Here is a 16955-nt window from a genome sequence, read left to right as displayed (position 1 = left end):
TGGCGGGCGGCGCCGTCCGGAGCGATCCGAACCCAGGCCAAGACTGCCTGCCCTCCCACCACCCGAGCAGGTGGCGGACCCGCGCCGATCGAACGCTTGCCCACCAAGCCCCGCCTCCGCGCACCCGCAGCCCATTGCGCGCGCCTATATTCCCAGTCCCCTTCGTGCTGATCTTGTCGAAGCACCGCCTTCTCTCTGCCCATAAGAAAGAACCGTCCTTCGACACGCTCAGGACGAACGGCGCCAAAAATTCCCCGTCATGCTGAACTCGTTTCAGCATCCATCGAGCCACCAGCGAGACGCACCGTGGACCAGGCCATCTGCGCCGCACAATCACCCCACACTGGCCTTCGCGTTGTACAGCCACTATGGGACGCGCTTCCTCAAATATTCAGGCGAGACATGGGCTTTAAGTGCGGCATCGTCGGCCTGCCGAACGTCGGCAAGTCGACTCTCTTCAATGCGTTGACCGAAACCGCCGCGGCGCAGGCGGCGAATTATCCCTTCTGCACGATCGAGCCGAATGTCGGCCAGGTCGCCGTGCCCGATCCGCGCCTCGACAAGCTCGCGGAGATCGGCGGCTCCGCCAAGAAGATCGAAACCCAGCTCGCCTTCGTCGATATCGCGGGGCTGGTGCGCGGGGCGTCGAAAGGCGAGGGGCTCGGCAATCAGTTCCTCGGCAACATCCGTGAATGCGACGCCATCATCCACGTGCTGCGCTGCTTCGAGGGCGAGGTGACCCATGTCGAAGGCAAGGTCGATCCGATCGCCGATGCCGAGACGGTCGAAACCGAATTGATGCTCGCCGATCTGGAAAGCCTGGAAAAGCGCGTTCCCAATCTGATCAAGAAGGGCCAGCAGGGCGACAAGGAAGCCAAGGCCGGTGCATCGGTGCTCGGCCAGGCGCTCGAGCTCCTGCGCGACGGCAAGCCCGCGCGTCTGACCGAGCCCAAGGACGATGACGAAAAGCGCCTGTTCGATCAGGCACAATTGCTCACCGCCAAGCCCGTCCTCTACGTGTGCAATGTCGATGAAGGTGCTGCTGCCGACGGCAATGCGCTGTCCGCCCGCGTGTTCGAAAAGGCCGCAGCGGAAAATGCAGGCGCCGTGGTCGTGTCGGCCGCGATCGAGGCGGAGATCGTGACGCTCGATCCCGCCGATCGTGCCGAATTCCTCTCGGATCTGGGTCTCAGCGAAACCGGCCTCGCCCGCGTCATCCGCGCCGGCTACGATCTGCTCCACCTCCTGACCTTCTTCACGGTCGGTCCCAAGGAAGCGCGCGCCTGGACCATCGAGAAGGGGTCCAAGGCGCCTCAGGCCGCCGGCGCGATCCACAGCGATTTCGAACGGGGCTTCATCCGGGCCGAGACGATCGCCTTCGACGATTACGTCACCTACAAGGGCGAAGCCGGCGCACGCGATGCCGGCAAGCTGCGCTCCGAAGGCAAGGACTATGTCGTCCACGACGGCGACGTGATGCTCTTCCGCTTCAACGTCTGAGCCGCCGCCGGACATTGGGCGTGTAACGCGGGCGCTACGGACGGAACGCGATCCTCCTTCCATCCGCCTTGCAGCTGGGGCATCGCGCGGGCCATGCCCTGGCCCTTTCGACACGCATTATGGGCGCTGCTCGCGCTGATCGTTGCCGCCCCGGCGCAGGCGGCACGGTCACCCGTCACCATCCTGGTCTCAATCGACGCCTTTCGCGCCGACTATCTTGATCGCGGTCGTACGCCGACGCTTAGCGCGCTGGCGCATCGCGGGATCAGCGCCGCCATGCGCCCCTCCTTCCCGACCAAGACCTTTCCCAACCATTATACCCTCGTCACAGGGCTGCGCCCCGACCGGAACGGCATCATCGGCAACAAGATGGAGGACGCCGCGCGGCCGGGCGAGATCTTCACCTCCAAGAATAGCGATGATCCCTTTTGGTGGAGCGAGGCGGAGCCGCTCTGGGCCGGCGCCGAGAAAGCCGGGATCCGCACGGGCACCATGTTCTGGCCCGGCTCCAACGTCGCCTATGATGGTGTCCGTCCGCAGGATTGGTTTCCCTACAGCGCGGATGTCACCGCCACCCAGCGCGTGAACACGGTGCTGGATTGGTTGCGGCGGCCCGCCGCGTCGCGCCCGCGCTTCGTCACGCTCTACTTCGATCTGATCGATACGACCGCGCACCATTTTGGTCCTGACAGCCCCGAGCTGAATGCCGCGCTCGGCCACATCGATGCGCAGATCGCGGCGCTGCAGTCCGGGCTGGCCGCGCTGCATCAGCCGGCCAACCTCGTCATCGTCGCGGACCATGGCATGGCTGCGACCTCTGCCGATCGGGTCGTATGGCTGCGCGATATCGCGACGCCGTCTGACTATCACGTCATCGACGAAGGCCCCGTGGCGACGATTGCAGCAACGCCGGGGCGTGAGGATGCACTGGCGGCCAGCCTGCTGCGTCCGCATCCGCACATCCATTGCCTGCGCAAAGGCGCGCTGCCGGAGCGGCTTCATTTCGGCCACAACCCGCGGATCGCGCCGTTCGTCTGCCTTGCGGACATCGGATGGCTATTGCTGGACAAGATGCCGAAGAAAGGCGTGGACAGCGGCAGCCACGGCTATGACAATGCGGCGCCTGACATGCTTGCCCTCTTCATCGCCTCTGGCCCCTCCATTAAGCCCGCCGGGCGGTTGCCGACCTTCGACAATGTCGATGTTTACCCTTTGCTGCGCGATCTGCTCGGCCTGCCGCCCAAGCCGGGTATCGACGGCGTCGACCTTCCCTTTGCGCACGCATTGCGGCGGCGATGATCTGGTTTGAGGATTTGCCGGTCGGGCGGCGCGATCGCTTTGGATCGATCGTGGTGACGCGTGAGGAGATGCTGGATTTCGCACGCAAGTTCGATCCGCAGCCCTTTCATCTCGATGACGATGCCGCCGCCGCCAATCCGCTGTTCGGTCGCCTCTCCGCGAGCGGCTGGCATACCGCCGCCATGGGGATGCGCATGACCGCCGACTTCTGGGCGGCGGCCGACAGCCGGGATGCCATTCTCGGTGGCGCGGGCGTGGACGATCTGCGCTGGCTCACGCCGGTCTATGCCGGTGATCGCCTCCGCGCGGAGGCCGAAGTGATCGACGCCCGCCCATCCGCCTCGAAGCCCGATCGTGGCATCGTCCGCTTCCGCACCATCCTCTACAACCAGGATGACGTTCCCGTGATGAGTCATCTCAGCAACGTCATGATACGCCGCCGCGCCGCCTGATCGACTCAGCGTACGGGCACGAAATCCAGATGCTGATAGTCGAAGCTGAAGTCGGCCAGCGGCGATAGCGGCTTCATCGTCACGCCTGTGACCGCGCCGTTCTTGACGGCGAAGGTCACGACGGCATCCTCCCCCGCTTCTGCCGGGAAGCGCGTGCGGACCGTGTCCGGACCCCATGGCTCGAGCAGGCTCTTGAAGACGGGCGTGCGGGTGAAATCGATCGTCAGCTGCTTCCCCTTGGTGGCAACGACGATGTCGCCATACCAGGGGTCCCGATAGCGCCCTGCATAAGCGGAAAGCGGGAGGGACAATCCTCCCGCAGGCTGCCGCAGCCCGCTGCCGGAGACCTCCTTCAGCGCATCGGCCTCGCGCTTGGCGCGCCGCCGCTGCATCGCCGCCAGCCAGTCGTAAGCCGGTGCCTCGACCAGCCAATCGAGCAGGCTGTTGCGCAAACCGGTTGCCACATAGCCGTCTTCCACATTGGTGTAGACCGCCACTGCGCAGCCCAATTCCGGCAGCAGTGCGTGGCGCGTGATCTGTCCGGTCAGCCCGCCGCCATGGGACAGCAGCCGCTGGCCGCGATAATCCTGCACGTCCCAGCCCAGCGCATAGGCTTCGATCACCGGTCGGGCCGGATTATCCGCGGCGGGGCCGGGGCCGCTTTCCGTGATCGTCTGCGGTGTCCACATCTCCTGCGCCTGCGCGGCGCTCCACAGCCCCTGACTATTGGGCAGCGTGCCCCGGTTGAGCTGGACGCGGAACCAGGCGGGCACGTCGTTGACGTTGGTGTTGATCCCGCCGGCGGCGGCGATCTTGTCCTGCTCGTCGGGCGGGACGACCCGCATCGGTCCCATCCCGCGCATCGGCGGCCCCAGGCGCGCATGGCGGCCGGAGACATTATCAGTCCGGATGCGGGAGCGTACGGCGACCGTCTCGGTCATGCCGAGCGGCTTCAGCAGCCGCGCCGTTACGAAATCCTCCCAGCTTTGCCCGCTTACGCGCTGGATCAGGATGCCGGCGACGATGTAGAGGATATTGTCATAGGCGTAGCCCGCCCGAAAGCCGCGCTCCAGCTTCAGATATTGCAGGCCGTGCAAAATATCGTCGGTCGTGTGGGTGCTCGCAGGAAATTCCATGAGGTCGCCGGCACCGATCGCAAGTCCGCTGCGGTGGACCAGCAGGTCGCGCACCGTCATCAGCTTGGTCACGATCGGGTCGGACATCCGGAATTCGGGAATGTAGCGCGTGACCGGATCTTCCCACCCGATCTTGCCGGCATCCACCAGCATCGCCAGCGCCGCCGCCGTGAAGGCTTTGCTGTTGGACGCGATCCCGAACAAGGTGTGCCTGTCGACCGGCGCCGGCTGGCCCAGCACGCGCACGCCATAGCCTTCCGTGAAATCCGGCTGGTTCTGGCGGACGACGGCGACGGCCAGCCCGGGCACGTCAAAGGCGGCGCGGAAGCGCTCGGCCCACTCGCCGGCCAAATCCTCAAGCCGTGCCGGCGAGGCGGCGAGGGCGGGCAGTCCGGCCAGCGCAACGCCGCTCAGCCCGCCGATCATGAAGCCCCGCCGGCTGCTCGCAAATCCGCTCACACTGTTTCCCCTTCGGAAACAAGCTAGGCGGTCATGCGGCCGCTTGGAAGAGGCTCAGCGGCGTTCCTTGGTCGCGGCGAAGCGGATATCGGGGAAGCGGCCGGACACATAGTTCAGTTCCCACGTGTCTTTCGCCATGAACACGGGCGCCCCGTCGCGATCCTCGGCCATGGCGGCACGATATTCGCCGATGAAGCTGTCGAGCATCTTGGCATCGTCGGCCGATATCCAGCGGGCCGTATCCCACGGACTCGGCTCGAAGCTGGCATCGACCTTATACTCCGCCTGCAGACGAGAAATGAGCACGTCGAGCTGGAGCTGGCCAACCACGCCGACGATCCAGTTCGAACCAATCTGCGGGTGGAAGACCTGCATGATCCCTTCTTCAGCCATGTCGTTGAGCGCGTTGCGCAACTGCTTGGTCTTGGTCGGGTCACCCAGTCGGATGCGGCGCAGTATTTCGGGCGCGAAATTGGGAATGCCGGTGAAGCGTAACTCTTCGCCCTCCGTCAGCGTGTCGCCGACGCGCAGCGTGCCGTGATTGGGAATGCCGATAATGTCGCCCGGATAAGCCTCTTCCGCCAGTTCGCGATCGCGCGCCAGAAACAGCAGCGGCGAGTGGACCGCGATCGTTTTGCCCGTGCCGACCTGCGCCAACTTCATGCCCCGCCGGAACTTGCCCGCGCACAACCGCATGAAGGCGACCCGGTCGCGATGCTGCGGATTCATATTGGCTTGCACCTTGAACACGAAACCGGCGACCTGCGCCTCATCCGGCTGAACCGGGCGCGGCTCCGCCGGCTGCGGGCGGGGCGGGGGCGCGAAGTCGGCCAGAGCGTCGATCAGCTGGTCGACACCGAAATCCTTCAGCGCCGAGCCGAAATAGACCGGCGTCAGGTCGCCGGCGCGATAGGCGGCCTTGTCGAACGGTGCATAACCGGCACAGGCCAATTCCGCCTCTTCCCGCAGCAGGGATACGCCGTCCGCCGACAGCAACATATCGAGGTCGCTGTCGTCCAAGCCGCCGACCGGCACGCTGTCGCCCTCGAACGCGCCGGTCGCATCGTCGGCAGGGCGGTGCAGGATATTCTTCGACAGATCGTAAATGCCCTCGAACGTGCCGCCCATCCCGGCCGGCCAGCTCATCGGGCATACGTCCAGCGCCAGCGCATCAGCCACCTCGTCCAGCAGCTCGAACGGCGCGCGCCCCTCGCGGTCGACCTTGTTGATGAAAGTGATGATCGGCACGTTGCGAAGGCGGCAGACCTCGAACAGCTTGCGCGTCTGGGCCTCGATACCGCGAGCGGCATCGATCACCATCACGGCCGAATCGACCGCCGTCAGCGTCCGGTACGTGTCTTCCGAAAAGTCCTCATGGCCTGGTGTGTCGAGCAGGTTGAAGGTGATGCCCTCCCGCTCGAACGTCATAACCGATGAGGTGACGGAGATGCCGCGTTGCTGCTCGATCTTCATCCAGTCGGATCGCGCACGCCGCTGCTGGCCGCGTGCGCGCACTTCGCCGGCGGCATGAATGGCGCCGCCGAACAGCAGCAGCTTTTCGGTCAGTGTCGTTTTGCCGGCGTCAGGGTGCGAGATGATCGCGAAGGTGCGGCGTTCATTGTGATCGGAGGATGCCATGATGGCGCGCGACTAGCAGGCAGGCGTCGCGCCGTCACCTCCACCTGCCGCACCGTCAGGAACAAGTCTGTGCGGACTGGGGTTTAACCCATGTCAAGCAAGGAGACAGATCATGGGCGAACTGACTGACAAGATTAAGGGCGTGTCGAATGAGATCGCCGGTAAGGTCAAGCAGGCCGTTGGCGACGCGACCGATCGTCCGGACGTGCAGGCCGAAGGTTCGGCACAGGAACTGAAGGGCGAGGGCCAGAACCTGAAGGGTTCGGTCAAGGGCGCGCTCGGCGACAAGATCTGACCGGATAGGCCGGGCGCCTCGCGCGCCCGGCCACCGCTGCTCGCAATTTTACAGGGCTGAGATTGGCATCGTTCCCGGGCCCGCTTAGGGAGCCCTATGCTACGCCGGCTCATCCCCGATCCTTTCCTCCTTTTCCTCTTTGGCACCGTGCTGCTGGCAAGCGTCTTGCCGGCGCGGGGCGCGTTCGCAGACCTGGTGGGTTGGCTATCGCTGATCACCATCGTGATGCTTTTCTTCTTTCACGGCGCGAAGCTTGCCCGCGATCAGATCGTGGGCGGGCTTATCCACTGGCGCCTGCACCTCACGATATTGGCGTGCACCTTCGTTATCTTTCCCGTGCTGGGCATGATCGGCGTGCTGACGCTGCCGTCGCTTCTGCCGCGCGATCTGTGGATCGGTATTCTCTTCGTCTGCGCACTGCCCTCGACGGTTCAGTCGGCGATCGCTTTCGTATCGATGGCGAAGGGCAATGTTCCGGCCGCCATCGCCAGCGCATCGGCAAGCCAGATGCTGGGGGTCATCTTCACACCGCTCCTGATGGGGCTGATGGCGGGGGCCCATGGCGATGGCGGCGTCGGTCTCGGCGGGATCGGCAAGATCGCCGCGGAGATACTGCTTCCGTTTGTCGCCGGTCATCTTCTGCGGCCGTGGATCGGTGGTTGGGTCGCACGCCATCGCAAACTGGTGGGCATGACCGATCGATCGACGATCCTGATCGCGGTTTACGGCGCCTTCTCCGCAGCCGTCATCGAAGGTCTATGGCATAAGCTCTCGCCGGAAGCGCTCGCTTTGCTGTGCGCTGTCGACGCGGTCCTGCTGGCGCTGGGCTTGGGGCTCACCTGGGGCGCGGGGCGCGTGCTCGGTTTCGACCGGGCCGACCGGATCGCGATCCTGTTCTGCGGGACCAAGAAGTCGCTGCTCCAGGGTGTGCCCATGGCTAAAGTGCTCTTTCCCGGCGGCCAGACGGGCGTGATCCTCTTGCCCATCATGCTATTCCATCAGATGCAGCTTATGGCGTGCGCGTTCATCGCGCGCCGATATAGCGATACAGAAGAAGCGAATTCAGACCGAGGTTGAGAGGGCGGGAATGAGCGAAGACGCGATCTATCCGGTTTCGGCGGAATGGGCGAAAACAGCCAGGATCGATGCCGAGGCCTATCGCGATATGTATGCCCGATCGCTGGCGGATCCGGATGCCTTCTGGCTGGAGCAGGCCCAGCGCCTCGACTGGACCACCTTCCCGACCAAGGCGGACGAAAGCAGTTTCGCCAAGGATGATTTCCGGGTGCGCTGGTTCGCCGATGGCAGCCTGAACGTCGCTGCCAACTGCCTTGATCGCCACCTTGCGGAACGCGGCGATCAGACCGCCATCATCTGGGAGCCGGACGAACCGTCCGAGCCGGCACGTCACATAAGCTATCGCGAACTGCATGCCGACGTGTGTCGTTTCGCCAATGCGCTGAAAGCCAGCGGCGTGGCCAAGGGCGATCGCGTGACCGTCTATATGCCGATGATCCCGGAAGCCGCGGTCGCCTTGCTCGCCTGCGCCCGGATCGGTGCGATCCATTCGGTCGTGTTCGGCGGCTTCTCGCCGGACGCGCTCGCCGGCCGGATCGAGGATTGCGGTTCGACCGTCGTCATCACGGCGGATCAGGGCCGCCGCGGTGGCAAACCCGTGCCGCTGAAGAAGAATGTCGACGCCGCGGCCGAACGTTGCACAATCAAGACGGTGATTGTCGTCCGCGCGACCGGCGCAGAGATTGCCATGCAGGACGGACGCGACGTCTGGTATGATGCGGCGATGGCGGCCGCCGCGGCGGATTGCCCGGCCGAACCGATGAACGCGGAAGATCCGCTATTCGTCCTTTATACGTCAGGATCGACGGGCAAGCCCAAGGGGGTGATGCACACCACCGGTGGGTATTTGCTCTGGGCCAGCATGACGCACGAGCTGGTGTTCGATTATCGTCCAGGCCAGATCTACTGGTGTGCCGCCGACATTGGCTGGGTCACCGGCCATAGCTATATCGTCTATGGTCCGCTCGCCAACGGCGCCACGACCGTGATGTTTGAAGGCGTTCCCAATTGGCCTGATGCCAGCCGGATCTGGCAGGTGGTCGATCGCCACAAGGTGGAGATCCTCTATACCGCACCGACGGCCTTGCGCGCGCTGATGCGCGAAGGCGATGACTTCGTCACGCGCACGAGCCGCGCTTCGCTCCGCATCCTCGGTTCGGTCGGCGAGCCGATCAATCCGGAGGCGTGGCGCTGGTATCACGACGTGGTCGGCGCCGGTCACTGCCCGATCATGGATACGTGGTGGCAGACCGAGACCGGCGGCCACATGATCACCCCGCTGCCCGGCGCGATCGATTTAAAGGCGGGTTCGGCGACCAAGCCCTTCTTCGGCGTGGAGCCCAAGCTGCTCGATAACGATGGTCATGTGCTGGAGGGCGCAACCTCGGGCAATCTCGTCATCGCGCGCAGTTGGCCAGGGCTGATGCGCGGCGTGTGGGGCGACCCCGAACGCTTCTTCCAGACTTATTTTTCGCATTTCCCCGGCGTCTATACGACCGGCGACGGCGCGCGCCGCGATGAAGACGGTTATTGGTGGATTACTGGCCGGGTCGACGACGTCATCAACGTCTCGGGCCATCGCATGGGCACGGCCGAGGTCGAGAGTGCGCTGGTGCTGCATGCCAAGGTCGCCGAAGCCGCGGTCGTGGGCTTCCCGCACGACATCAAAGGGCAGGGCATTTATGCCTATGTCACACTCAATGCAGGGGAAGAGGCGAGCGACGCCTTGCGCAAGGAGCTGGCCCAGTGGGTCCGTACCGAGATTGGGCCGATCGCCACCCCCGACGCCATTCAGTTCGCGCCCAGCCTCCCGAAAACCCGATCGGGCAAGATCATGCGCCGCATCCTGCGCAAGGTTGCCGAGGGCGACGTGTCTAGCCTGGGCGATACATCGACCTTGGCGGACCCAAGCGTGGTCGACGACCTGATCCGGAATAGGGTCGCCAACGCGCCCGCCTAGGGCAAACTCATAACTCCTGGTAGGATCGACGGGTGCGCTGGCGGGCGCGTTCTTGGCCGTTCAGGCGGGAAGCTGCCGGCGCATGGATGCCTCTAGTACGCCTCCGCGGGTATTATGCCCCATCCAGGCGTCCGCAATCGCGCCAATGTCCAGAGCGATCCCGCCCAGCTCCCGGATCCGATCACAATAGATTTTTCCGAGGAGGCCGCCGGCAACCAGGTAAACAGCACCGCGCCGTGGCACGTCGATCTGGGCCATCATCTGCTGGTAAACGTCCGGATAATGAGCGTCGCGATTGCGAAATTCTTGTGACCGCTCCAGCCGCCCTTCGCCCGGGATCTCATAATGTTTCACCTGCGGGATGCCGAGCTTGCGCTGGAGACGATCGCCGAGATCGGCGTGCGGACTGATGACGCCCAGAAAATCGAGCTTGCCCAAGAGCGATGACAGAAACGGATCCCGCTCGTTGAGCGTGATGGGGGCGAGGGCGTCGGTGAACAGCCTATCCGTTGAAGGCGCAAGCAAGCGTTGCAGATACACTTCCAGACCCGCGCAGAAGCCATAATGCGTGGAATCACCGATAAGCCGATCGACTGTGGTGACACCGAGCAGATCGGCATCGCGGATCGATCTGTCGAGCCTTTGACCGAGTTCTGTCAGATCCCGCTCAGGGATCGACGTGATGTCCTGGCCGAACCAGACATGCCAGATCTGCCGCGCCATGCCCTCTGCTTCATGCTCGGCAATCGCCCTCCGAAGATCGCGATCGAGGTGGAGGAGGAAGCGGGCTTCGCCGTCGCCTAGCCTGATCCAGGAAAAGGGTTCGGCGCGCGCAATCCGCTCTGCCAAAAGGGAGCTTAGCGCATCGACGTTCACCCACTGGCCGGATTCTTCCCGCGCACGGATGACCGGAAGGAGCCCGGTCGGCGGATAGTCGGCCGTCAAACGTGCCTGCGCGGCGTGCGTGGCGATGTTCCACCAATGCGGCATGCCAAGCGGTCCTGCAGGCAATGGCGGATCGGCGCGCATCGCGCGATCGGCCAGCAGCGCGCTATAGTGAAACAGGAATTCCGGTGCGCGCGCGCCAGCCTTAAAGGCTATATCGCCGGCGATCCGCCCCTCTTTCCGCTTGCCGGATGCGATCAGCGCCAATGCGGCGTCTTGAGCAGTAGAGGCGTCGCGACAGGGGAAGGCCCGCGCCGCATCGACCAGGGAGCGCGCATGGTCGAGCTCGATGGCCGCCAATTCCAACAGCAACGCGCCATCGGGACGCGCCCGCAGCATCGCTCCCTGTAGCCAATGGCTCGCCTCGCTGCCGTGGCCCTGAGCACGAAAGCTGCGCGATAAGGCGAGCTGGGTAGGGGCGGGCGCGCCATCCAGGGCGGCGGCCTGCTGCAGGATTTCGTGTGCGCGTTCCGGCTGGCTCACAGAGAGAAGGCCAGCGACACGCGTCAGCAACTGCGCGCTGGCGCTGCCTAGGCTGACGGCCTCCTCGAGCTCCTGCGAGCCATGGGCCTCAACCGCATCGAGCAAGGCCCATGCCTTTTCGGCCGCAAGCAAGGTCGTCAGGAAGATCTGGATCTGGCTCAGCCCACGCTCCCCTCGCTGCCCCGATCTGGCAACGCTAGTCGCGCCGATCCGTTGCCGCAATCATGGTGCGCGCCGCGACGCCCGCTGGATAAGCTCGGAACCACCGGGCTTTGCAGATCGCAAGCCGCAATATTGCGCGGCTATGCCTAGCCGATCACCCCTCGAGCTGGCGCAGCAGCAGACGCACATCGGCGTCGATCTCGGCATCCTTGACGCGCAGGGCTTCGATAGTGCGGACGGCGTGGATGACCGTCGTGTGGTCACGTCCACCGAAACGGCGGCCGATCTCGGGCAGCGAGCGCTGGGTGAGCTGCTTGGCCAGATACATCGCGATCTGGCGGGGGCGGGCGACCTCGCGGGCACGGCGCGCCGACCCCATTTCGGTCTGGCGAATGCGGAAATGCTCGCACACCTTGCGCTGGATCTCATCGATCGAAACGCGACGCTGGCTGGCGCGCAGCTGCTCGGCGAGCGCCTCCTGCGCGAAATCGAGATCGATCACGCGATTGTTGAGCGTGGCGAACGCGATGACCCGATTAAGCGCGCCTTCCAGCTCGCGGATCGATGCGCTGATCCGCTTGGCGAGGAACAGGGCGACTTCATCCGGCACCGTGCCGGCCGGCAACGCTTCCAGCTTCTTGACGATGATATTGTAGCGCAGCTCGAAATCGGCCGGGTTGATGTCGGCCACCAGGCCCCAGGACAGGCGCGACAAGATGCGGCTTTCGATGCCGTCGAGATTTTGCGGGCTGCGGTCCGCGCTGATCACCAGCCGGCGTCCGGCCGAGATCAGCTCGTTCATCGTGTGGAAGAATTCTTCCTGGGTCGAATCCTTGCCGGCGATGAACTGGACGTCGTCGATCATCAGCACGTCGGCCGCGCGCAGGCGCTGCTTGAAGCTATGCGTGTCCTTTGCCCGAAGCGCCGAGACGAACTCGAACATGAACTTTTCGGCCGACATGTACAGGATGTGCGCTTCCGGGTGCCGCGCGCGATATTCCTGACCGATGGCGTGCATCAGGTGCGTCTTGCCGAGACCGGTACCGCCGTGGAGGAAGAGCGGATTGAAGGCGAGCTTGCCGCCCTCCGCCAGGGTCCGCGCCGCATTATAGGCGAGCTCGTTGGCCTTGCCGACAACGAAACTGTCGAAGCTGTAGCGTGAATCGAGCGCCGTTCCGCGGCTGGTGGGGATCGGTGCTGCCTCGACCGTTTCGAGTGCAGGTGCGGGCTCCTCGACGATCGCACGGGCGGCTTCCGATCCCGCTTCGATCACCACGTGACGCACCTGCGGCAGCATCGCGCGCCAGGCTGCGCCAATCTGCTCGGCAAAATGATTCTGGACCCATGTCGCCATGAACGCCGACGGCGCAGCGAGGCGCACTTCGCCGGAATCCGGATCGCACGACGCAAGCTTGAGCGGCTTCAGCCAGCCGTCGAAAATGCGTTCGCCGCAGCTCTTGCGCAGGCTCGATCGGATGCTGCTCCAGGCCGCCTCGGCCGGAAGTTGATCCGCGTCCAACCCTGCGTCAATCAACTGCGCCACCCACAAGTCTCCCATTCCCGGAACGCCCATATTTGGCGCCGGATTCGGCCTATCTGAAAAATTCGACCCCCACGCGTGCGAACCCCCGCACACGCTAGAACGTACGATGCTGGTTTGGCTCGGGCCGGAGAATCGCCGACCGAACGCAGTGAGTTTAGGTACATCCGGACCCGCTATTCAAGCGCCTGCGCCGTCACGATTTTGAAATAAAGAGATTGACAGCGGTAGACCGCCGCTTTTTCCGGGCGTAACTTTTAAGACATTGAATTATCAGGATATTTTACAAAGCTGCGCTGTAATGCGGCCGTCATAATGGCAGAGAATCATTTGAATTCCGCGTGATGCGGTCGACTTCGCACCAACAGCAAAAAGCCCGCCGACTATCTGTCGACGGGCTTCGAAATTCCAGTTGCGAGAAGGCGCTTCAACCCAGCGCGGCAACCCGCTTGGTCAGGCGTGCAAACTTGCGGGAAGCGGTGTTCTTGTGGAGCACGCCCTTCGATACGCCGCGTGCCAGTTCGGGCTGCGCCGCTGCCAAGGCCGCCGCGGCTTCCGCCTTGTCGCCGCTCGTCAAAGCCAGCTCGACCTTCTTCAGGAAGGTACGGATGCGGCTGACGCGCGCGCCGTTTACTTCGGCACGGCGATCATTGCGGCGGATGCGCTTCTTGGCTTGCGGCGTGTTCGCCATGCGTAATGGACCTCGATCTCAAATGGGATTGCGGCGGCGAGCAGGCTCGCGCCGTGAAGTGCGGCCTCTACATAAGCGGTCGCGATTCGTCAACGCTGGCCCGATCGGGAGTTCCACTAGCGGCGAAATGCGATTCCTCAGCTTCCCGAAGAAGCGCCTTATTATCGCTGGCAGCGGGGGCAGAAGAAGGTTGATCGTCCGCCATCGACCTGGCGCAGGATGATCCCCTGGTCATACGGGCATGGCTTGCCTTCCCGGCCATATACCCGGAATTGCTTAGAGAAATAGCCAAGTTCGCCGTCGGGGCGCGCATAATCCCGCAAAGTGGATCCGCCGGCATCGATCGCGGCGTTGAGGACGATCGGGATGGCGGAGGTAAGCCGCTTCAGCGCCGGCCTCGAGAGCTGGCCACCGGGTTTGCGTGGATTGATCCGAGCGAGATTGAGCGCCTCGCAGACATAGATATTACCAAGGCCAGCGACGATGCGCTGATCGAGCAGCAATAGCTTGATCGGCGCGATCCGGTCTTCAAGCACCGCGGCAAGATAGGCCGTGCTGAGCGCAGCGCCCAAAGGCTCGGGGCCAAGCGCGAGGAAAGCGGGAAAATCCGGAAGTGACGCGGTTGGAATCAGATCGAGCGATCCGAAGCGGCGCGGATCGTTGAGCGCCAACCGGTGCCCCGCCTCTGTTTCGAGCAGGAAATGGTCATGCTTGCCGATCTCGTCGGGATCGATGCGCCAGCGGCCGGACATGCCGAGATGAAAGATCAGCGTGTCGCCGCGATCCGTATCGATCAGGCCATATTTGGCACGGCGGCCTAGGGCTGTGACGGTGGCGCCGGTCAACCGCTGACGCAGATCGATCGGGATGGGGCGGCGCAGATCGGCACGGCGCGCCTCCACCCGCGTCAGCCGCTGCCCCGCCAGGACGGGGCGGAGGCCGCGTATCGTTGTCTCGACTTCGGGAAGCTCCGGCATGTCGCGCCGCTAGCCGATCTTCCGCAGCCCCGCTATGGGCCTTCCCATGAGTGATGCCGCCCCCGACACCGTCTCCTTCGGCTATTCCGAAGTCACCCCCGCCGAGAAGACCGCCAAGGTCGGCGAAGTTTTCGCCCGCGTCGCGCGCCGATACGACATCATGAACGATGCGATGTCAGGCGGCATGCATCGCTTGTGGAAGGATCGCTTCGTTGCGCGCGTGAAGCCGCGCGCCGGTGAGCATATCCTCGATATGGCAGGCGGTACGGGCGACATCGCCTTTCGCATGAAGGCCCGGGGCGCCGACGTGACCGTGTCCGACATCAATCCGGCGATGCTGGAGGTTGGCGAGCAACGGGCGCTGAAGAAGGGTCTGACCGATCTTGCCTGGTCAGTGCAGAATGCCGAAACGCTGAGCTTCGCCGACGCCACGTTCGACGCCTATACGATCGCGTTCGGCATTCGGAACGTCACGCACATCGATCGCGCACTGGCAGAGGCGCATCGCGTGCTGAAGCGCGGCGGCCGCTTCTTCTGTCTCGAATTCTCGACCACCCTGTGGCCGGGATTCGCCGATGTTTATGACGCCTATTCGCACAAGATCGTGCCCAAGCTCGGCAAGATCATCGCCAAGGATGAGGATAGCTATCGCTATCTGATCGAATCGATCCGCCGCTTTCCCGACATGGAAAAGTTTCGCGGCATGATTGCGGACGCTGGCTTCGTGCAGGCGAAGGCCGAACCCATCTTGGGCGGGCTCGTCGCGATCCATTCCGGCTGGAAGATCTGACCGCCGCATGACGCGTCCTGCTACTCACATCTGGCGGCTGTTCCGCTGGGGCCGCATTCTTGCCCGTCACGGCGCGCTGCGCGGGTTAGAACGTGATCTTAACACGCCGGCACCCGTCCGCCGTCTGATCAAGATCGCAAGCATTGGGGTGCGCGTACCCGCCACGCCGCGTTACGCCGATGCTTTCCAGGCCATCGGCCCTGCCGCTATCAAGCTCGGCCAGGCGCTGGCGACGCGCCCGGATCTGGTGGGGGAAGAGGCCGCGCACGATCTCGCCCGCCTGCAGGATGCCATTCCGCCGGTGCCTTTCGCGACCATCCGCGAGGCGATCGAACGCAGCCTGGAAAAGCCGCTGGACCAGCTGTTCGCCGCGGTCGAGCCGGACGCGATCGGCGCCGCATCGATCGCGCAGGTTCATCGCGCGGTAACGCTCGACGGCCGTCCGGTTGCGATCAAGGTGCTGCGTCCGGGGATCGAGGAAGAGATGGCGCGCGCCATCGAGACCTATGAATGGGCCGCCGCGCAGGCGGAGGCGTTCGGCGGCGAAATTGCCCGCCTGCGGCCCCGGCTGACCATCGCCACCTTCCGCCAATGGACGTTGCGCGAACTGGATTTGCGGCGGGAGGCCGCATCCGCGTCCGAACTGGCCGAACATATGGCGGCCGAACCCGGCTTTGCGGTGCCGGCAATCGACTGGACCCGTACCACCCGCCGCGTGCTGACGCTGGAATGGATCGACGGCATCAAGCTGTCCAAGCGCGCCGAACTGATCGCTGCCGGACACGATCTGCGGGCATTGGCCTCCTGCCTCGTCCGCGCTTTTCTGCGCCAGGCGATCGAAGATGGTTTTTTCCACGCTGATCTTCATCAGGGTAATCTGTTCGCGTTGCGCGACGGCCGGCTGGTCGCGATCGACTTCGGCATCATGGGACGCGTCAATCGCCAGGCGCGCTTATGGTTGGCGGAGATCCTGCACGGCCTGATCACGGGGAATTACGAGCGGGTCGCCGCGATCCATTTCGAGGCGGGCTATGTGCCGCCGCATCATAACCAGGCGGAATTCGCCACGGCATTGCGCGCGGTGGGTGAACCGATCCGCGGCCTGCCGGTGAAGGATATCTCGATCGGCCAGATGCTGGACGGGCTGTTCGCGATCACCCGCGATTTCGACATGGAAACGCAGCCGCATCTGCTGTTGCTGCAGAAGACGATGGTGATGGTGGAGGGCGTCGCGACGACGCTCGATCCCGATATCAACATGTGGGAAGTGGCCGGTCCGTTCGTCAAGGAATGGCTGCGTGACGAGCTCGGGCCGGAAGCGTGGCTTGCGGAACGGCTGCGCGCCAATCTGGACACCCTGGTGCGGATACCGGATCTCGTCCGTCGGATCGAAGCCCGTTACCCGCCACCAGGGGCTGCACCGCCGCCGCCGCCGCTCCCGCAGGTCGAGGTCCTGCGGATTGGTGGTGGGTGGCGTTATGCCGTGGTCGCGCTGATTTCTGCGGCCGCGGGTATCGCGGCAAGCCTGCTTCTGCACTAATTCAAAGCGGC

At 64.2% G+C, this 16955-nt stretch carries 14 protein-coding genes; 8 read left to right on the top strand and 6 right to left on the bottom strand.

What is annotated here, in order from left to right:
* The first annotated feature begins 402 nt into the window (after positions 1–402).
* The 3 genes from ychF to ACOJSI_RS02070 all read left to right on the top strand — a co-directional run bounded on the left by ychF (position 403) and on the right by ACOJSI_RS02070 (position 3251).
* The gene (gene ychF, locus ACOJSI_RS02080) at positions 403–1500 is read left to right on the top strand and encodes a redox-regulated ATPase YchF (RefSeq protein ID WP_420136596.1); all 1098 of its coding nucleotides are present in this window, start codon (positions 403–405) and stop codon (positions 1498–1500) included.
* Between the two features lie 93 nt (positions 1501–1593).
* Positions 1594–2799: an ectonucleotide pyrophosphatase/phosphodiesterase gene (locus ACOJSI_RS02075; RefSeq protein WP_420136595.1), complete on the top strand. Its 1206-nt coding sequence runs from the start codon at positions 1594–1596 to the stop codon at positions 2797–2799.
* Entirely contained in the window at positions 2796–3251 is a 456-nt protein-coding gene (locus tag ACOJSI_RS02070; protein WP_420136594.1) for a MaoC family dehydratase, read from the top strand. The genes ACOJSI_RS02075 and ACOJSI_RS02070 overlap by 4 nt, the downstream gene beginning before the upstream one ends.
* Before the next feature lie 5 nt (positions 3252–3256).
* Here the strand turns inward: ACOJSI_RS02070 and ACOJSI_RS02065 are convergent, their stop codons facing one another.
* A complete protein-coding gene (locus tag ACOJSI_RS02065) occupies positions 3257–4846 on the bottom strand; it encodes a serine hydrolase (protein WP_420136593.1) in 1590 nt (529 codons plus the stop codon).
* Positions 4847–4900: 54 nt separating this feature from the next.
* The gene (locus ACOJSI_RS02060; RefSeq protein ID WP_420136592.1) at positions 4901–6484 is read right to left on the bottom strand and encodes a peptide chain release factor 3; all 1584 of its coding nucleotides are present in this window, start codon (positions 6482–6484) and stop codon (positions 4901–4903) included.
* 112 nt (positions 6485–6596) lie between these two features.
* Here ACOJSI_RS02060 and ACOJSI_RS02055 point away from each other — a divergent pair, with 112 nt between their 5' ends.
* From ACOJSI_RS02055 to acs, 3 genes are all read left to right on the top strand, one after another.
* Positions 6597–6779 carry a CsbD family protein gene (locus ACOJSI_RS02055; RefSeq protein WP_420136591.1) on the top strand — a complete coding sequence of 61 codons (183 nt, stop codon included), beginning with the start codon at positions 6597–6599 and terminating at the stop codon, positions 6777–6779.
* Positions 6780–6875: 96 nt separating this feature from the next.
* The gene (locus tag ACOJSI_RS02050) at positions 6876–7856 is read left to right on the top strand and encodes a bile acid:sodium symporter family protein (RefSeq protein ID WP_420136590.1); all 981 of its coding nucleotides are present in this window, start codon (positions 6876–6878) and stop codon (positions 7854–7856) included.
* A gap of 10 nt (positions 7857–7866) precedes the next feature.
* On the top strand, positions 7867–9816 hold the full coding sequence (acs, locus tag ACOJSI_RS02045) for an acetate--CoA ligase (RefSeq protein ID WP_420136589.1): 1950 nt from the start codon (positions 7867–7869) through the stop codon (positions 9814–9816).
* Positions 9817–9876: 60 nt separating this feature from the next.
* On the opposite strand, the gene ACOJSI_RS02040 is transcribed toward acs, so the two are convergent.
* From ACOJSI_RS02040 to mutM, 4 genes are all read right to left on the bottom strand, one after another.
* Positions 9877–11466, bottom strand: coding sequence for a hypothetical protein (locus ACOJSI_RS02040; RefSeq protein WP_420136588.1), 1590 nt, complete (start codon positions 11464–11466; stop codon positions 9877–9879).
* Between the two features lie 94 nt (positions 11467–11560).
* The gene (gene dnaA, locus ACOJSI_RS02035; RefSeq protein WP_420136598.1) at positions 11561–12964 is read right to left on the bottom strand and encodes a chromosomal replication initiator protein DnaA; all 1404 of its coding nucleotides are present in this window, start codon (positions 12962–12964) and stop codon (positions 11561–11563) included.
* A gap of 409 nt (positions 12965–13373) precedes the next feature.
* Positions 13374–13637, bottom strand: coding sequence for a 30S ribosomal protein S20 (gene rpsT / locus ACOJSI_RS02030; protein ID WP_420136587.1), 264 nt, complete (start codon positions 13635–13637; stop codon positions 13374–13376).
* 161 nt (positions 13638–13798) lie between these two features.
* Positions 13799–14614: a bifunctional DNA-formamidopyrimidine glycosylase/DNA-(apurinic or apyrimidinic site) lyase gene (gene mutM, locus ACOJSI_RS02025; RefSeq protein WP_420136586.1), complete on the bottom strand. Its 816-nt coding sequence runs from the start codon at positions 14612–14614 to the stop codon at positions 13799–13801.
* A gap of 46 nt (positions 14615–14660) precedes the next feature.
* Here mutM and ACOJSI_RS02020 point away from each other — a divergent pair, with 46 nt between their 5' ends.
* Entirely contained in the window at positions 14661–15404 is a 744-nt protein-coding gene (locus tag ACOJSI_RS02020; protein WP_420136585.1) for a class I SAM-dependent methyltransferase, read from the top strand.
* A gap of 7 nt (positions 15405–15411) precedes the next feature.
* Entirely contained in the window at positions 15412–16944 is a 1533-nt protein-coding gene (gene ubiB, locus ACOJSI_RS02015) for a 2-polyprenylphenol 6-hydroxylase (RefSeq protein WP_420136584.1), read from the top strand.
* Positions 16945–16955 lie beyond the last annotated feature (11 nt).

Origin of the sequence: Sphingomonas sp. (assembly GCF_048595155.1) — a bacterium.
In the GTDB taxonomy this organism is placed as follows: Bacteria; Pseudomonadota; Alphaproteobacteria; order Sphingomonadales; family Sphingomonadaceae; genus Sphingomonas_I.
This window is presented reverse-complemented; position numbering and strand designations above follow the sequence as displayed.